We start from the raw sequence: 15,408 nt of genomic DNA, 5'->3' as shown, positions 1-15,408 counted from the left end.
CGGGCCGTGTGCGCCGCGTGAAATTTCGACCCACAAAGTGCAGAACGGGCAGGCGAGAGGCCTGCTGATGGCCCGGTACGACGTGACGTCGACGCAAGCCCTCAACCTGCGGCGGCGACTCTTGAGCGAGCAGAACCGCGACATCATCGTGGGCGCCGACGAGCTGAGGGAGTCCCACGGTCTGTCGGTGTTGCGATCAGAACCGACGCCCGCCCGCGACTCGGCGGTGGATCCAGGCGCGATCGACAGCTGACGCCACCTGCTCCACAGCACGACCGGTGTCGCGAGCGCGAACTACACCACACCGACTCCGGGATCGCGTTGCACCGATGCGAGCCCACCTCGGCTGGCCGCGGGCGTGGCTGTCCCATATCTTTGAAGGTACCTCTTGGGGGTATGCAGTCATCCCTCTGGAGACCTCGTCCTCGGGACCTGCGAGGTGACTCGGCTGACGTGGGGGAGCCTCGCTCGAAGTCGCGTGGGCGTGGGTTGGGGCCCGGTATCCTGTGCAGGTGACCACGCCCGCCGCTACGAGCGCCCGCCTGGCTCGGATCGTGATGTGCGCGGCGCTCGCGCTGGCCCTCGGTCTCACGTGCGCCGTGTTGGCCGTCGCCCTGTCCTCCGGCATGAGCGGCATGAGCGGCATGAACAGCGCCAGCGGGATGGCCGGGATGAGCGGGGTGCCCGTGGCAAGGTCCTCGACAGGGCCCGCGACGGGGTTCTCGACAGGGTCCTCGGCGGCGGCGTCACCCGTCGCTGCAGGCACTGGCGGGGCGCCGTCGGCTGCAGAAGCGACGCCGCAGATGACTTCGATGTGCGATGACATGTGCGCGGGCATCACCGCCACCGTCGTGTGCACGGCCGCTGCCGGGTTCTTCCTGACCGGTCTCGCGGCTCTTCTCATGGCGTCGCCTCGCAACACCCTGATCGGGCTGCTCGCGCGGACACCCCGTCCCGGACCGCGGCGTCGTCGAGGGCGACCACGTACACCGTGGCTGACCCCGTCGCCCGTCTCACTGTGCGTGTTCAGGGTCTGACAGGTCGCTCAGAGCGCTGCCTCTGAGCCTGCCCCTGCAGCGCGCCCCGGGGCCCCCGCTGCCCGGCCGGCGCACACCTCGTGCGCCGATGCCGTCCAAAAACGTCACACGGCGACCGCACAGACGCCCCACAGTCACCTCCACGGCTGGGGCGAGATGCGGGCCGCTGGACTGACACCGTCATCGTCACGAAGGACCAACCACGTCATGAACATGCCCATGGGTTCCGCCCTCCCCGACTGGCTCACCCCGGTCGCCTGGATCTACATCGCCGCGTCCCTGCTCAGCGTCGCCCTGATCGCAGCCGACATCTACCTGCTCGGTCGGTGTCACCGCAGCACCACCACCGAGCTGGTGTGGGTCACCTCCGCGCTGTACCTCGGCCCGTTCGCCATCCCGGCCTATCTGCGCCTGGGGCGAACATCGACGCACCACGCAGCCCTCCACCCCACCACGGCCAGCAGTACGGCGACCAGCGCAGCGGTCGCGGTGCTCCCCGGCGGCGGCGCGTCCGCGGTCGCTCACCTCATCGCAGTGCCGTTCGTCGTCGCAGTCGGCTGGACCATCGCCGGGATGTCGATGTGGCCCATGATCTTGGCCATCGCCGTCCTGGCCATCGCGATGCTCGCCGTCTACGAGCGAGCCGCCAGCCGTGCTGGACGCGCGCCTGCCCAACGCGGTCTCACGGTCGGTGCGGCCGTGCTCGCAGCAGTCGTCACCGTGGTCGCTTTCGACATCGGGATGGTCGGCTGGATGCTGGTGTTGCACTTCAACAACATGATGCCCGCGGTCACCGAGGGAACCTTCTGGTTCCTGATGCAGGTGGGCGTCATCGTTGGGCTCGTGACGGGCTACCCGGCGGTGAAGTGGCTGATGAGCCGAAACCAGTCGGTCGTCCCCGCCTGAGGCGTCCACCTCCCGGTGTCGTCGTTGCTACCTCACGACGACACCGGGCGCGGCGCTTGGCCTGGCCCTCAGATGGCCAGCGAGGACCAGTAGTCCCAGGACCGGTGGCTGATGAGCGCCGCGATGGCCACGCCGGCGAGGGAGAGCACCACGGCGTGGTTCTCGACCAGCACCTGAGCGGTCTCGGTGAGCGCCCGAAACGCCCGGCGCGTCGCAGCCTGAAGTCTGCCGCACTTATTCACCGATTAATCGGTCTCAAGTCCACAAAGATATTGGCCAGCGCCGCGATCCAAACCCCAGGCCGGGGGAGTGTTCGCGCAGGTCAGAGCTCTCACGGCCAAAGAAGGACAAGGCCCGTCGAAGCCCCCGGAATGGAAAGGGGTCGCAGGTTCAAATCCTGTCAGCCCGACCGAGAAACGGCCCCTGACCTGCGGAAACGCAGGTCAGGGGCGGGTTGGGATTTGAACTGTTTCGCCCTGGTGACGCACTTATTCACCATCAATTGCGTCGGGTCTTCCCGGTCCTGGCGGACGCCGAGAACGGTCGCAGGCCTTTGACCTGCAGATATGCCGAACTCCGGGTCGACGTCCACTCGGCGTCTGGGACCGCGGGTCTCGAGGTCAAATCTTCTTGTGCGTGGCTGGACAGCGTCGATGCCTACGCATCGCAGCCCACTACTTGTGAGCCTTAGTCCGCGCCGTCCCGCGAGTTCGCTGCGGCCGAACACGCAACGCTCGTATGTCGGGACGCGTGACCATGCGGTCAGCGTGCCGACCAAGCTCGCCCGGGGGATGACCTCAACTACGCCGTCGCCGGGCTTGGAGTCCGTCCGTCTGAACGAGATTCGCGACGCCTGACGGTCGCGGGAGTATGGGGCCCGGTAACGGACAGGGTGCCGATGAGGGCGACTAGCAGCGTCATTGATCTCAGTAGGTTTGAAGGGCTGAGGTGACGCGGACGATGCCGGGCTGGTACCGCTGGTCGAGTTCGCGTTGCAGGGTCCCGTCGTCATGGGCGACCAGGAGGTCTACGCACCGGAAGCCGGGGGCGGACATGACTGCGCCGGGCACGGCGAACACCTCCCGGGCGATGCGCTGCAACTCATCGTTGGTGACGCGCCGTTGGTCTGCTGCGGTCGAGGGGGTGCCCCACGCGCGGTGTCCGGCCCGGTCAAGCGGCGGGGCGCCGTCCGGCCTGCGTTGTAGCGACTCGAGTGGCTCCCGGGTCGGGGGTCGGGTCAGGGTGAGGGCGCCAGCGGCGTAGGTGCCCACGACGGTTAAGTCGCCCCAGGTGGTTCCGTCCACCGATTCGTGGCCGGTGACCTTGGACCAGTCCCAATTCGTGATGTCGGGCCCGCGACCCTGGGGCGGGTTTGACTGCATCACGGCCCAGCACAGTTGTGGACCGTGCTCGGGGGACTCTAGGACCGTGCCGGAGCCGATCAGGTCTTGTGCCACGGGCCCATCGCTCTCGGGTCGGTCTGGTTGGGATGCCGGTGGGCAGTCTCCCTCCGGCGTACCTCCGCCTCCCTAAGAGTCTTGCGTGGCGTCCACGCGTCTGCTGTCGGCGGAGGGCACGGTCCACCGCTCTCCACTAGCTGCTCGCAAGAGCGGACCGTGAGTGCGCCGGGTCGGGGAACGGGCCCCGGGGGGCAGGTGTCCTCACAGCAGGGTCCCGCGATCCTCGAGGACGTCGCACAGGTGCCAGACCTCCGCGACGGGAACGGTGACGTCTTCCCAGTTGTCGTGATCAGACCCGTCGCTACCGATGACGACGTGGGTCTGTGAGGACGTGACGACCGCTTGGAGCTCCTCGAGCACGAAGCGCTGACGCACCAGGGGCCATCGACGGGTCGTACGGCGCTGCAGCCACCGGCGGAACCGGCGAAGGTCCGCCGCGTCGCTGAACTCCTCGAAGAAGAAGTCGACAGTTCCCCACTCCTCACGCCCGGCCACCGACTGGGTGTGTTCAGTGACGAGGACCCCGTCTAGGAACGCCGGGACGGGCGGCCACTCCGGCCTGATCGACGGCACCAGGCGACCCTGGTCGAAGAACACCCACGACTCGGACTCCTCGAGGGTCGCGATCACCTCCTCGGCCTCGAGGCTGAACTGCGCCATCCCGGTTCTGACCGGCGTCGTGGTCCGCGGCACGACCTGGTCGTGGGAGTCGTCGAAGTAGTCGTACTCCGCCCAGGCCACCGACCGCAGCTGCTCCCGAGTGAGGAACAACAACACCTTTCGCGCTGGGCCCCAGGCCGGGCGCCAGTCGATCTCGATCACACCCGGTCCGGTCTCGCTGGCGACCCCCTCCAACTGTTCGATGAACCACGCGTACAAGTCGTCGTCACTGGCGTCCTCGGCAACCCCCACCCGATGACCGTATTGGCAATAACGGCGCTGCGCCGGAACATCCTTATCGAGGAACTCTTGCTGTCGTGCCTGCTCGGTCCGTGTGTCCGGGTCGACGTTGCCGGCGCGGATATCGGCGGTCAGGTTGTCAGCCGCGAGCCGGCCTTCGTGCCAGTCGCTGGAGGATCCCCACAAGGACCGCGCTTTTCACGCGCGGGAACACGTTCCCGTCCGGCCCGCCACGAGTCGCGGACCCTCCTATGGTGAAGGGGGCTTCTAGGAGAGCGGTGATCCGGAGCGATGGCTGCGAGAAAGCGCGGCTACCCGAGCGCAATGAACCGGTGGCAGAACGCGCCGGTGTCGGTTCAACATGATGAGTGGGTGAGCCAGGCTGAGGCCGCCATTCGGCTTCGCGTTGCCCTTCTGCGCATCGGCTTGACGATCCCCACCGGGCACCTCGAGCCGGCTACGAGCCCGGACGGTGAACCAGGCGTGTCGGCGACTTCCCTTGCTGTCGAGCTCGAGTGGCAGCGTCAGGCAACCTGGCTGCCAAGGCTCCTGCGGTTCGCCAGGGACATGGTCCACTGGTTCTGACTAGCGCTCTGGGTGTGCCCAGCCTCTGCGACCGCGCGCAGGCTGCCGGCGAACGGATCAACCCGGCCTCCGCTGGTCCATCCGGTCTGCCGGCGGCATCGCCTCGACCGTCGCCGCGGCCACTGCCCGAGCGAAGTTGTCGTGTGCTCGAGTGAGGACCAGGTCATCCTGGCGAGTCATACGAAAACCCACGTTGTTCATCGTGGAGTTCACCGTGCCGCCAACTAGTCCCGCGAGGAAGAGCGCGAGTCCCACTCCGCCCCACAGCCCATCTGCCGCGGTCCCGCCCGACTCTGCCCAAACGAACGCGCCAGCGCCGACCAGGCTCACTGCCCACGCCAGTCGCCGGTTGCGTCTCCAACGGTCGTGGACCGCATGCTCCAAGGGCAGCGTGACGCGGTAAGACCGAGATGTCATCGCACCCGCCAACAAGAACCCGACGACAGTGAAGAGGAGCAAGAGGGTGACCCATGCCGGCATCGTGCTACCGCGACGCTCCACGCGGTCGCTGGTCCGGCGCCCCGTCTTTGCACACACGTTGAGGTCGACCAGCACCGGGCTCCCGGCCCGTCCCAACACCACGTCAGCCATGTCGCGAGCCTACGGACCTGCGACGGTGATCGTTGCCCAAGCGCGCAACAGTCGGGTGCTGGATACGGGCGTCCACGATCCCGAGGAGCGTCGGAGCTGTCTCCATCGTCTATTCGAGAGTTTCCTGCGTGGTGGTTGCGGCGTCGACGACGGGCCAGCCGCCGGGCGGCGATACGCGGGCGATCCAGGGGATCGCCTCTGAAGGGTGAGCACCGCGGGCGGCCACCTCGGCCGAACGGGTGCCGTAGGCGTCGCGCTGCAGCCAGTTCAGGGGTTCCGGGGTTGGGGGGCGGGTCAGGGTGAACACCCCGTCGGCGTACGTGCCCCGACGGTGAAGTCGCCCCAGGTGGTTCCGTCCTCGGAGTCGTGGCCGGTGACGTCGGACCAGTTCCAGATGCTGATGTCGGGCCTGCGGCCCTGGGGTGGGTTCGACTGCATGACGGTCCAACACAGCTGTGGACCGTGGTCGGTGGACTCCATGACTGTCAGGAGCTTGATCAGTTCCTGTGCCGTGCGTCCACCCCTCTCGGCCTGGTGCTGCGTCGCTAGTTGCGCCAGACCCAGGGCGAGAACCTGCGGAAGACCTGGTCGAGCGAGCCGCCGTTGCACTGCGCGTCGTCGTAGTAGATGCGGGCGTCCTCGGCCGAGTCGTCGAACTCCAGGCAGACACCGACATGGGCGACACGGAATGCAGCGGGGCTCCGAGGCAGTGGCGGGGAAGCTGATCTCGATGCGCTTGCTCCGGTAGAAGACGTGCCGCTTGATCTCTCCGCGACACACGCACTTGCCGTTGTTGAGGCGGCTCATCTCGACCGGGAGCCCGGCTCCCATGCCGGTGTAGGCCTCGAGGAGCCGCTGCTGTCCGTTGCGGCCCTGCAGGCGGAGGCTCCAGGCGCGGAGGGCGTCGGTCCTGGGCAGGGCGGCGTAGCTGATGGACAGCAGCATGCGCCGCTTGGTGTGCAGGTAGGTGGCGCTGACGACGTCGCCGTCGGGGGTGTCGCTGGCCTCGTCGACGGGAGTCTGCTCCCATTCCTCGTCCTCGCTGAGGACGAAGCGGCGGACGTCGCCGGCCGGGTCGGTGACGGTGCGCGACTCTGCCTGGGCCGGCAGGGGACCCAGTCCGAGGCCGAGCGCCGCGGTGATTCAGGCAGGTGGCGAGGTGGTGGTGAGGCGCATCGGTAGCTCCGAGGTGGGACGGGCACGAGTGGCCGCGTCGTTGGGCAGATACCCCGCACGTGGGGGATGGCTCCCCATTGGCGTGTCCCGCAGGAGGCGCCAGGGAATCAGACCGGGGTCTCGGGGAGCGGTCACATCGACACAGGGGGATGGACACCAGAAGGGTTCCTGAGGTCATCGGACCGCATCGGTTCGACCCTTGTTTCGGCTGGGAACGGTCGGCGAAGGGCAGATAGAACTGCCGTCAGCGTCCTAGGCTCATGTCGTGGGGGAGCGATGACCGAGCGTGACGAGCACGGCGTGATCGACGGGCAGGACGCCGCCCTGGTGATACGAGACGTTGCCGTGTTGCCGGGGGCCGACGAGCTCGCGGGCACGACGCTGGTCTCACGCATCGAGGGTTCGCACGACCTGCTGATTCACACGGGCGACCAGTGGGGTCCGTACGACGTGGTCACCCGTGTCCTGGCGCGCGCTCCCGGGGAGCCGGGTCCGCGGTGGGAGGACGTGGTCGAGCTGAGTATCACCGTCAGCACCCCGCTCCAGGTGAGCGAGCTCATCGACGGCGATCCGTCCGTCACCCTCGTGGCCGAGCCGGGGGAGTACCGGCTCCGAGTCAGCGCGCAGGGCCGCAGTCACCTGCCGCGTGACGATGAAGAAAGGTTTCCGACGCACACCGACGAAGTGGTGGAGTGGTACGAGGTCGCAGTGTGGTCCGCCCCACCGCAAGCCCCGAGTGTTCTCCGACTTCGCAGCCTGTACGCCCTTGAGCAGTTGCACCCCACGCCGCCGCTCGTCGTACCCGGGGAGGCGGCGGGGCTGGCGGCCGCGGGACGCATCGGTCGTGACGTAGACGGCGCGCCCGGGTCGAGGGTGTTGTCCGGACGGGTCACCACGGTGGTGGTGAAGCGCACGATCAGGGGCACCAGACGGAGGCTGTTCTTGTCGTGTTCCTACCTGACCAGCTGGAGTCACGTGTACGTCGACGGTCCCAGCTGGAGCTTCTCGGACTCGGCGCGGACGGACTACGAGCTCGGTGCACCGAACTGGTCGTACGCCCACAAGCACCCAGACCAACTGACGGGCCGATACGGCGCCGTGCAGACCACCTTCCTGGAGGTGGCGAAACCGCAACGCGCGGTACGCGAGTGGGTGTGGCTGCGCGGCCATGCGAACGTACGGGTCAACGATCCGCGGATCACTCGGGCGCATGCTGCGCCAACAATGGTGACCACGACGCTGACCCAGACCAGGGATGCCGAAGGTCAGGCGTGGACGACGATCACCCTCGAGCACGCGGGGCTACCCGCGGAGTGGGCAGCCGACATGGAGACCTACTGGAACTACCAGCTGGCCATCGCCGACCACGCCGACTTCGGGACACGATGAATAGGTGAGGCTGACACCCCCTGGCGGGAACCGAACGATGACGCCGCGCCTGCACGAGGTAACGCGGTGGGGCACACGGTGCGAGGTTCTGGTCGGGGAAGCAGAGCACGCCTGCACACGCGCGCCCTGAGTACGTCTCCGCGGTACTCATCGACGTCTGCCCGGCCCCTGACGCGCTGACCAGGAGACGGGAGCGATGGTGTGTGGGCCGGCGGCGCATCATGGTCGCTAACGCTGCTGCGGCTGCGGCCGACCGACCCTTTCGGATCTACTCTTCTTCGACTCTCAGGGAGCACGCGTGGACCTACGCCTGGACTGCGGTGAGATCTTGCCCGGTCACCGGTTCCTGATCACCGGTGTCCGCAACGACGGTCGATCCGATGACAGGCCCTATTCCAGGATCACGGGTCACATCGAAGGTCACCGCGGAGAGCCCGTGCTTTCGGTGACCTACGAGGTCCGGCCCGGGCTGTCGGAGCAGGAGTCGCACCTGTACGTCGACGCCGTGGTCGAACTTCGTCCCAGGTCCCTGGAGACCATCTGGGCGACGACGCTCGATCAAGTGCCGGGCAGCGTGCCCGAAGAGCGTGAAGAGTCCGCTGGTGGGCCGGTGACAGCCGGCGCTTTCGGCCCGTTCGTGTGTCCGGAGGCGACCGAGCGAATCGTGTTGCGGCTACAGCCCTACCAGGCCTTGGCGTTCACCATGGACGGCCGGCCCCTGAACCCTGGCGCCTTGGACCTGCTCGCCGGTGTCGACCGGGTCACGGGCACCGCGTCCCTCGACCTCGTGGGGCAGACGTCTTGCTGGGAGCCAGACCAGCGCACGGGCAGCGCTGCATCTCAGACCAGAGGCCAGCCCGTTCCGCGCGCGGCCCCGTCGCGAGTGCGGCACCGTCGACCCATGGGCGAGCCGGGTGGAGGACAAGACCACCTCGACTTCGACGGCGAGACGCAGTTCGACCGGTGGGTCCAGGACCCTGGCGGTAGGTGGTTCCACATCCAGGGCCTCAAGACGGTCGCCGTGTCCACACCGATCCTGATCGGCCCCGCGAACGGTGGACCGGGCGCGAATGTGTTCTGGCGCGCCGTCAACGCGGTCCTCGTGCGTGTGCAGCGGCCGGGCACCGCCGAACGCTGCCAGCTGACCGTGTTCCGTGTGGGCAAGAAGCGCGAACGGCCCGTGTGGGGTTTCATGGGCGACTGGCAGGAAGGCCAACTCGAGGCGGGCGACCTGGTCGCCGAGATTCGGGCCGGCACGTTCGACCCGCAGTCACGACCCGAGTGAGCAAAGGCAGCGGACGTCCTCGTGGCCCGTCGCAGCGGCCGGCCCGCCAGCTCCCGCTCAGGCAACCCCGGCGTCGATGATGTGCCACAACCCATCGCGTCCGCGTTCGAGGTAGTACCCCCACACCCCGTCCTCGACGGTTCCGTCACCGCCGTCGAAGTCAGCGGTGAAGAGCACGTGCGGTCGGCCGTTCTCGGTCAGGGTCTGGCCCATCTCGACATCGTGGGTCTTCATCGGCCGGCTGAACCGGCCCAGGTCTCCGGGGCGCGCGTCGATCGTGTTGGCGGTCTCGAAGTCGCGCGCGTTGACCGCGTCGATGTACGCACGGACGACCTGCTCCGGCGTCGCCTCCGGCCCGGGCGTGGCCACGTCGCCGCGAGGGGCGGACCAGATGAAGGCTCCGACGACCAACGCACCCGCACCGGCCGCTAGCTCAACCCACACCCGTCGCGGCGAGCGCCGCCGGGTGCCCGCTGGGAGCCGGGTCTGGGTCACGACTGCATTGTGCCCGCGCCGGCGGTTGCCGCGGCGGTTCTCGGGGCTCACACGCGAGTGGCAACCTCCTCGCCTGAGACCAGAGTCGGTGCGCTACGCCGACGTGGTTCTCGAGGTCCGCATCCGTGACCCCGGTGACCCCGGTGACCCCGGTGCCCGGACCGGAGAGGCGGAACTGCGCGTTCTCAGACCGACGACTTAGACCTTGCGAGCCGCTCCCACGACAACTGTGAACGCCTCAGTGCCTCGCCGCACTCAAGCATCACGGTGTGATGCGGGCGCGCACCCACTGACGCGAAATGTTCCCGCCCCGCGAAGTCACCCGCCACGTATCGTCCCTCCGAGAACCTCATGATCACAGGAAGCTTTGCGCATGCTCGACCAGGCCGTAGTGCCCGACCCCCTGAGTCCCAGCCTCACCGAGGTGCTTGTCAACTGCCTGGCAATGCTCGACGTCGCCCTCGTCGTGGTGGTGCTCGTCCAACTGCTCCGAGGCAAGGTGACGTTGCCGCATGGAGTGATCGGCCTCATCATGCTGCTCTGCGTACCGGTTGCCGGACCTCTACTGGTCCTGACCTGGCAGGACCGCGTCGCCCGTAATCGGGCACGTCCACATCACACACACCTGAGCTGGAGCAACGCGCACGCGACTTACCAGGCCGGTGGTCTGCTTCAGGCTGAGCTCCGCGGCCCGAGGGGATAGGCCTGGTGGTGCGTGCCTGAGGGTGGTCGGGTCGGTCTCAGATGGGTCCAACGCGATGCCGCCGGCGTCATCTGCGGGAGCACCGGGTTCGAGCTCAGCCGCGACAGGCACCACGCGTTGGTGCGAAGTGTCGCGGTGGCAACAGGACGGCGCAGAGGAGGGTTGGAGTCGCAGCTGGCTACCCTCCCGCTGGCGCAGGCGGCAGCTGCCGGTGCGTCTCGCGCGTGGCTGTTCTCGCGACGCTCGGGCCCGTTCTGGGAGAAGCTGGGCTTCGAGCCCAGCAACACTGAACATTGGGCTGAGGCTCTCGGCGAGACGCACCAGGTCCGGCTGTTCGTCCGCACTGGCCAGCTGGGCCAGGAGGTGGCGTGGACACGCTCGCTGTTGCACCAATAGGGGTCGGGTCGCTTAGAGCCGACTCCGGCCAGAACCGGTGCCTGTCCGCAGGCGGCTGGTGCGGTCGTGAGTGGTGGCACCTGGCGGCCTGGCCGGCGATGAGGACTGCGCATGTTGCACCGCCGGCGGGCTGGCTGTCCGGGTCGGCGGCTCTCACGCCGTAGCTCCTTCAGGTTGACGGACACCGAACCATTGCTCGGCGTCGAATTCTTCGAATCGCGCGACCTCGAGGAACCCCGCCTGCTCCGCAACCCGCATCGAGGCACGGTTCGCGGTCTGGGTGCACAGCACCACAGGCTCCCGCGGCATTACCTGCGCGACCCAGCCCAGGGCGCCCGCGAGAGCCTCCGCGCCGTAGCCGTTGCCCAATTCGTCGGGCAGGACGGCGTAGCTGACCTCGATCTCGAGCCCGCTGGCGCGGACGTGTCCTGGGCGACTCGCATCGCGGCGGTCGAATGAGACTGTTCCGACGAATTGCCTGTTCGCCTCGATGGTGAACACGCCTGGTCTGCCGGTAGGGCCTTGGGGGAGCGTGAGCGACAGGTCTGCACGCGACTGGGGTCCGCCCAGGTACCGCGTCGCCGCTTCGGAGCAGAGCAGCTCGATGACGCCGTCTCGGTCGGAGGCGGCCGGTCTGCGCAGGAGCAGTCGCGGTGTCCGGATAGGGGCAGGTGGCCAGGGCACGCCGTCAAGGTCCGCCATGCCGGGGAGCCTACGGATGCAGGCGGACCCGCATGCCGAGAAGTCGGAGGGTGCGGTTGTGTCGGGGTGAGGAGTCGGGTCGTGGGCCGGCTCAGGCACCAGAGTGCATCGGACCATGCACGGCGACGTCGCGGCCGGTGACGAATGCCCAGTAGCGGTCGCCGTGCGACCAGTGCCACCACTCGGTCGGGTAGTTCACGAACCCGGCCGCTGTCATTGCCTCGATCAGCACCTTGCGATGGGCGCCGGCGTGCCCGGTCACACCGGGGTGGTGGGTGTAACAGGTGCCGCCGCTGACCTCCGGGTTCGCATCGACCGGGCACCCCAGGTCCAGCTCGACGCCGGCGTTGTCGACGAGGGTGACGTCGACTGCGGCGCCCGCGACGTGCGGCGCGAACGCCGGCGGGGCGACGAACCTGCTCGCCAGCCGGTTCAGAGTCTCATCGTCATGAGTCGGATCGGCTGCGCGGAGCTTGTCTCGATAGGTGGTGAAGTACAGCTCTTGGCGTTCCGGTGGCCGATACGCCTCGACCAGGCACAGGTGTATACCGTCTGGAAGTGACGCGGCTGCGGTACCGAGTCGATCCGCGACCGGGCGACGCATCAACCGGAACACACCAGCGGGGTCCGCTTTGCGGCCGTGGAGACCGACTGCCGGTGGCGCAGGGACCAGGCCGGAACCGTCGTCGGCCACGGCGATGCCGGTCACTCTCGGGTCGCCCATGAGCACGACCTGAGACGCGTCAAACATGCGCGCCACCCTCGCACAAGTGCACACGGCCGCTGAGGTGCCGCGAGCCACGGCCTCCCGCCACGATCAAGCCCCACGACACGTTCGTGTGCCGCAAGGACCTGCGAGTGCGCAACAGAGGTGAAGGGGACGAGCTGGCTCGAGGGCCGGGGTCATGACACGGCCCAGTCCCCTACGAGGGGTCGCACGAGTAGGACCACCCGCTGAATACTGGGCCGTCGGACTCCGACATGTACACCATCGAAGGTACGGCGACACGAGACGACGACCAGAGCTCGTGGTCGAGCGCCTCGATGAGCTGCTCGTGTTGGGCCTCGGGCGAGGCCGCCCGGGACACCCGCCCTGCTAGAACTTGCTCGGCGAAACCGTCCCAGCGCGCATCCCTCGCCACGCCACGAAGCGCAGCTCGCTGTTGGGCGTCCAGGTTCCGGTGCTCGATGAACGCCAGACACGCCACCTGACGCCCCTCGGGGTCCTGGTAGGTCACCGGAATGCCAGGACTGGTTCGCGCGACACCTCCCTCCAGGGTCTGGAACGGCGGCACGCCGAGTCGAGCGGCAGCAGTCGTCGCGCCCCCACTGAGCGCCAGCGAGGCCGCAACGATAGCGACGGCGACCGGGGCCAACCAGCGTCGGTGCACTCGATGAGAACGACCCTGAGCTCGGTTGACGCCGGATCCGTGGGGCTGCGCCGGGGGAGTGGTGCCAGCTACCAGTGGGCCGAAGCTGGGACGCCGCGAGACCTCCGACCCCCGTGCCGCCCACCCTGGGGTCACCGGTCTCCTCCGGCACGTCGCGGGAGACCGTTGACTACGTCCGTAGTCCTCGAGGTCTTGTACGAAAGCGGGGTCCCGTTCTCCGGGTCTCCGACACCCTGCATGCCGATGAACTGACCGGAGGTCTCGTCGAATGCGAATTGGGTTTCGAGCGGCCCGCCGCGACCGATGATGACGGCGGCCGCTGCGTCGAAGCGCGCGTCCTGGTCGACGACGGTGACGCCTTCGAGGTGTTGCATGGCGTCGAACAGGCCGGCCTGAAAATCCACTGGCGCGAGATCTGAGGCGAGGACTTCCCCCACGCGTTCGTAAGCAGCGTCGTCACCACGCAGGTCACCACTGGGGCGCCGCAGCCAAGTGAGCAGCGCCTCGGTCGACAGACCACGTCGGCTGTAGATGGCGGGGACCGGGGAGGCATCCTGGTAGACGTCTCCTTCAAAGTCTCGGTAGGTGCGCGGCTCGCCTCCATCGCCGGGGATCCACCGTTCCTGGACCGTGGTCTCTCGACCGTCGTCGTACCAGCGCGTGGTCACCTTGCGCACGTGAAGGTACTGGCCCGGCGCGGGCTCTCGGCCGCTGCTGGCCGAATCGGCGGCGCGTGCAAGGACCGCAGCTGCTGCGGGTGTCGCGGTCGGGCCGTTGCCGACGGCGCCTACAAGAGTCACGGCGACGGCCAGCGCTGCGGCAGCAGCGGTGACCAACAGGTACCTACGGCGTCTGCCGGGTGCGTTGACGAGTGCACGTCGCACGACGCGGCGCCGTGCGCGGATCAGGGCGGTCGCGTCGATCTCGACGTCAGACCGGAACCGTTCGAGCAGAGCCAGCTCATCCATGTCGGGGTGTCCTTTCCAGCCTGGTGGAGGGTTCTAGGTGGCGCCGCAGCTGCTGACGCGCTCGGTGCGTACGGGACTTCACGGTCCCGACCGGGATGCCGAGAGCGCGCGAGATCTGCTGGTGCGAGAGGTCGGCCCACACCACGAGCAGGAGCACGTTGCGATCCCCGGGCGAGAGGGAAGCCAGGCCGGCGGCCAGGGCCGCGGACTCGGACCGCGCGTCAACGCGTTGTGCGGCGGCCTCCTCGAAGTTCGCTTCGTCCGGTTCGCCCGACACCCGTGCAAGCGCCCGCAGGAACCGGACCTCGTCGCGCTGACGACGTAGGAGCACGTTGCTTGCGATTCCGTACAACCACGGACGGGCCGTCTCCGCGCCCTGATCAAAGCTCGCCCGTTTCTCCAACGCCACGAGAAATGTCTGACTGAGCAGGTCCTCCGCGTCCTGGGGGCCAACGCGGCGAGTCAGGTAGCGCAGGATCTCGGGTGCGTGCCTGTCAAAGACCGCCCCGAACAGCCGCGGAGTGGCCACAGACGCGGCGAAAAGCTCCGCGTCGCTGAGGTCCTGATGGTCCGTCATCACACTGGTAGTTGTCCGAAGTGGGCCGAAGGGTTCACGAGGGCCGGCTCGACCGCACAGTACTCATCACGCGGCTCACCTGTCCGCCATCTATGGCCTCAGGCGGCCGGGACACGGGAGCGTGCTTTCTGAGTAGCGCTCGGCTGCCGCGGCGGCTGCAGGAGCTGCGGGATGATCAGGTCCTCGCGTGCCTCGTCGGCGACGAACTCGGCCACACTGGGACAGTGCACGGCTCGTTCGCGTCCCGGCGCCGTGCCCGTGCGCTGGTGGAGCCGCCGCGGCCCTGCGTCAGGTCTGGACTTGTTGCGAGTCGTCGCGTTCCAACTCAGGGTTGTCGGTGCGTGATGCGAGCAGCGCCCGGAGAGCCGGGTGGCTAGCGAGGGTGCGGCGTGCCCGGTGTAGCCGCACCCGGGCTGTGCCGGGGCGCAATCCGAGGACCATGGCGGCCTCACTGACGCCGAGCTGCTCCCACTCGGTGAGCCTGATGAGTTCTCGATCCGGTTCGCGCAGCGACTCGAGCGCCTGCCGGACTGTCAGGTGCTTGTCGGGTCGGTCGTCGACCAGGTTGTGCACCTGTGGGCCGTCGGATCTGGCGTGTTGGTGTTCGGCTTCGTGGCGTTGCCTGCTTTCGCGCTGCGAGGCCAGGAGCAGGCGCCGGGCGGTGCCGAACAACCAGGCCCGTCTCATGGCTGGCTCGGGCAGGTCGTCGATCCGCTGGAGCGCGATGACGAACACGTCTGCGAGGAGGTCGGCGCCAGGCGGGCCGCCTCGGCGGTGCAGGTAGCCACGGAGCTCACCGGCGTGGCGTCGGTAGAGCTCCTCCACGTCGGAACGGGTCGCGGTCTGT

18 protein-coding genes are annotated in these 15,408 nt (G+C 68.1%); 7 read left to right on the top strand and 11 right to left on the bottom strand.

Annotated features, from left to right (window positions below):
* The first annotated feature begins 67 nt into the window (after positions 1–67).
* The 3 genes from EDD33_RS08735 (at position 68) to EDD33_RS08725 (ending at position 1,943) form a co-directional block, all read left to right on the top strand.
* Positions 68–253 carry a hypothetical protein gene (locus EDD33_RS08735; protein ID WP_148076983.1) on the top strand — a complete coding sequence of 62 codons (186 nt, stop codon included), beginning with the start codon at positions 68–70 and terminating at the stop codon, positions 251–253.
* A 259-nt stretch (positions 254–512) separates the two neighbouring features.
* The gene (locus EDD33_RS08730) at positions 513–1,037 is read left to right on the top strand and encodes a hypothetical protein (protein WP_148076982.1); all 525 of its coding nucleotides are present in this window, start codon (positions 513–515) and stop codon (positions 1,035–1,037) included.
* A gap of 219 nt (positions 1,038–1,256) precedes the next feature.
* Entirely contained in the window at positions 1,257–1,943 is a 687-nt protein-coding gene (locus EDD33_RS08725) for a DUF4396 domain-containing protein (protein ID WP_211332479.1), read from the top strand.
* Positions 1,944–2,869: 926 nt separating this feature from the next.
* Here EDD33_RS08725 and EDD33_RS08720 read toward each other — a convergent pair.
* The 5 genes from EDD33_RS08720 to EDD33_RS19670 form a co-directional block, all read right to left on the bottom strand.
* A complete protein-coding gene (locus EDD33_RS08720) occupies positions 2,870–3,400 on the bottom strand; it encodes a hypothetical protein (protein WP_123390136.1) in 531 nt (176 codons plus the stop codon).
* Between the two features lie 204 nt (positions 3,401–3,604).
* Complete coding sequence (locus EDD33_RS08715; RefSeq protein ID WP_148076981.1) at positions 3,605–4,489, bottom strand: hypothetical protein; 885 nt, start codon at positions 4,487–4,489, stop codon at positions 3,605–3,607.
* Between the two features lie 456 nt (positions 4,490–4,945).
* Complete coding sequence (locus EDD33_RS08705; protein ID WP_123390130.1) at positions 4,946–5,479, bottom strand: hypothetical protein; 534 nt, start codon at positions 5,477–5,479, stop codon at positions 4,946–4,948.
* A 109-nt stretch (positions 5,480–5,588) separates the two neighbouring features.
* Positions 5,589–5,786 carry a hypothetical protein gene (locus EDD33_RS19675; protein ID WP_148076980.1) on the bottom strand — a complete coding sequence of 66 codons (198 nt, stop codon included), beginning with the start codon at positions 5,784–5,786 and terminating at the stop codon, positions 5,589–5,591.
* Positions 5,774–6,424, bottom strand: coding sequence for a hypothetical protein (locus tag EDD33_RS19670; protein WP_148076979.1), 651 nt, complete (start codon positions 6,422–6,424; stop codon positions 5,774–5,776). Before EDD33_RS19670 ends, EDD33_RS19675 begins: the two co-directional genes overlap by 13 nt.
* A gap of 507 nt (positions 6,425–6,931) precedes the next feature.
* Between EDD33_RS19670 and EDD33_RS08695 the strand changes: the two genes are divergently transcribed.
* Both EDD33_RS08695 and EDD33_RS08690 read left to right on the top strand, forming a co-directional pair.
* The gene (locus EDD33_RS08695) at positions 6,932–8,044 is read left to right on the top strand and encodes a hypothetical protein (RefSeq protein ID WP_123390127.1); all 1,113 of its coding nucleotides are present in this window, start codon (positions 6,932–6,934) and stop codon (positions 8,042–8,044) included.
* A 298-nt stretch (positions 8,045–8,342) separates the two neighbouring features.
* Positions 8,343–9,329 carry a hypothetical protein gene (locus EDD33_RS08690; protein WP_123390124.1) on the top strand — a complete coding sequence of 329 codons (987 nt, stop codon included), beginning with the start codon at positions 8,343–8,345 and terminating at the stop codon, positions 9,327–9,329.
* A gap of 57 nt (positions 9,330–9,386) precedes the next feature.
* Here EDD33_RS08690 and EDD33_RS08685 read toward each other — a convergent pair whose 3' ends face one another.
* The gene (locus EDD33_RS08685) at positions 9,387–9,824 is read right to left on the bottom strand and encodes a hypothetical protein (protein ID WP_148076978.1); all 438 of its coding nucleotides are present in this window, start codon (positions 9,822–9,824) and stop codon (positions 9,387–9,389) included.
* A gap of 373 nt (positions 9,825–10,197) precedes the next feature.
* Between EDD33_RS08685 and EDD33_RS19665 the strand changes: the two genes are divergently transcribed.
* Together EDD33_RS19665 and EDD33_RS20820 are read left to right on the top strand one after the other, a co-directional pair.
* Positions 10,198–10,527, top strand: coding sequence for a hypothetical protein (locus tag EDD33_RS19665; protein ID WP_148076977.1), 330 nt, complete (start codon positions 10,198–10,200; stop codon positions 10,525–10,527).
* Between the two features lie 12 nt (positions 10,528–10,539).
* A complete protein-coding gene (locus EDD33_RS20820; RefSeq protein WP_425463845.1) occupies positions 10,540–10,923 on the top strand; it encodes a GNAT family N-acetyltransferase in 384 nt (127 codons plus the stop codon).
* Between the two features lie 153 nt (positions 10,924–11,076).
* Here EDD33_RS20820 and EDD33_RS08675 read toward each other — a convergent pair whose 3' ends face one another.
* The 5 genes from EDD33_RS08675 to EDD33_RS08650 form a co-directional block, all read right to left on the bottom strand.
* Positions 11,077–11,625: a GNAT family N-acetyltransferase gene (locus EDD33_RS08675; protein ID WP_123390118.1), complete on the bottom strand. Its 549-nt coding sequence runs from the start codon at positions 11,623–11,625 to the stop codon at positions 11,077–11,079.
* A 91-nt stretch (positions 11,626–11,716) separates the two neighbouring features.
* Complete coding sequence (locus EDD33_RS08670) at positions 11,717–12,376, bottom strand: M15 family metallopeptidase (RefSeq protein WP_123390115.1); 660 nt, start codon at positions 12,374–12,376, stop codon at positions 11,717–11,719.
* Positions 12,377–13,147: 771 nt separating this feature from the next.
* Positions 13,148–13,984, bottom strand: coding sequence for a hypothetical protein (locus EDD33_RS08660; protein WP_123390111.1), 837 nt, complete (start codon positions 13,982–13,984; stop codon positions 13,148–13,150).
* The gene (locus EDD33_RS08655; RefSeq protein ID WP_123393204.1) at positions 13,977–14,561 is read right to left on the bottom strand and encodes an RNA polymerase sigma factor; all 585 of its coding nucleotides are present in this window, start codon (positions 14,559–14,561) and stop codon (positions 13,977–13,979) included. Before EDD33_RS08655 ends, EDD33_RS08660 begins: the two co-directional genes overlap by 8 nt.
* Positions 14,562–14,849: 288 nt before the next feature.
* Positions 14,850–15,386 (bottom strand): RNA polymerase sigma factor, encoded by a 537-nt coding sequence (locus tag EDD33_RS08650; protein ID WP_211332477.1) that lies wholly within the window; start codon positions 15,384–15,386, stop codon positions 14,850–14,852.
* Between the last annotated feature and the right edge of the window lie 22 nt (positions 15,387–15,408).

Source organism: Nocardioides aurantiacus (assembly GCF_003752505.1).
In the GTDB taxonomy this organism is placed as follows: domain Bacteria; phylum Actinomycetota; class Actinomycetes; order Propionibacteriales; family Nocardioidaceae; genus Marmoricola; species Marmoricola aurantiacus.
This window is presented reverse-complemented; position numbering and strand designations above follow the sequence as displayed.

Coding starts and splice junctions, on each gene's coding strand:
- EDD33_RS08670 (WP_123390115.1), bottom strand. CDS start 12,376: ATGTTTGACGCGTCTCAGGTCGTGCTCATGGGCGACCCGAGAGTGACC.
- EDD33_RS08675 (WP_123390118.1), bottom strand. CDS start 11,625: ATGGCGGACCTTGACGGCGTGCCCTGGCCACCTGCCCCTATCCGGACA.
- EDD33_RS08660 (WP_123390111.1), bottom strand. CDS start 13,984: ATGGATGAGCTGGCTCTGCTCGAACGGTTCCGGTCTGACGTCGAGATC.
- EDD33_RS19670 (WP_148076979.1), bottom strand. CDS start 6,424: ATGCTGCTGTCCATCAGCTACGCCGCCCTGCCCAGGACCGACGCCCTC.
- EDD33_RS08735 (WP_148076983.1), top strand. CDS start 68: ATGGCCCGGTACGACGTGACGTCGACGCAAGCCCTCAACCTGCGGCGG.
- EDD33_RS08655 (WP_123393204.1), bottom strand. CDS start 14,561: ATGACGGACCATCAGGACCTCAGCGACGCGGAGCTTTTCGCCGCGTCT.
- EDD33_RS19665 (WP_148076977.1), top strand. CDS start 10,198: ATGCTCGACCAGGCCGTAGTGCCCGACCCCCTGAGTCCCAGCCTCACC.
- EDD33_RS08705 (WP_123390130.1), bottom strand. CDS start 5,479: ATGGCTGACGTGGTGTTGGGACGGGCCGGGAGCCCGGTGCTGGTCGAC.
- EDD33_RS08725 (WP_211332479.1), top strand. CDS start 1,257: ATGGGTTCCGCCCTCCCCGACTGGCTCACCCCGGTCGCCTGGATCTAC.
- EDD33_RS08695 (WP_123390127.1), top strand. CDS start 6,932: ATGACCGAGCGTGACGAGCACGGCGTGATCGACGGGCAGGACGCCGCC.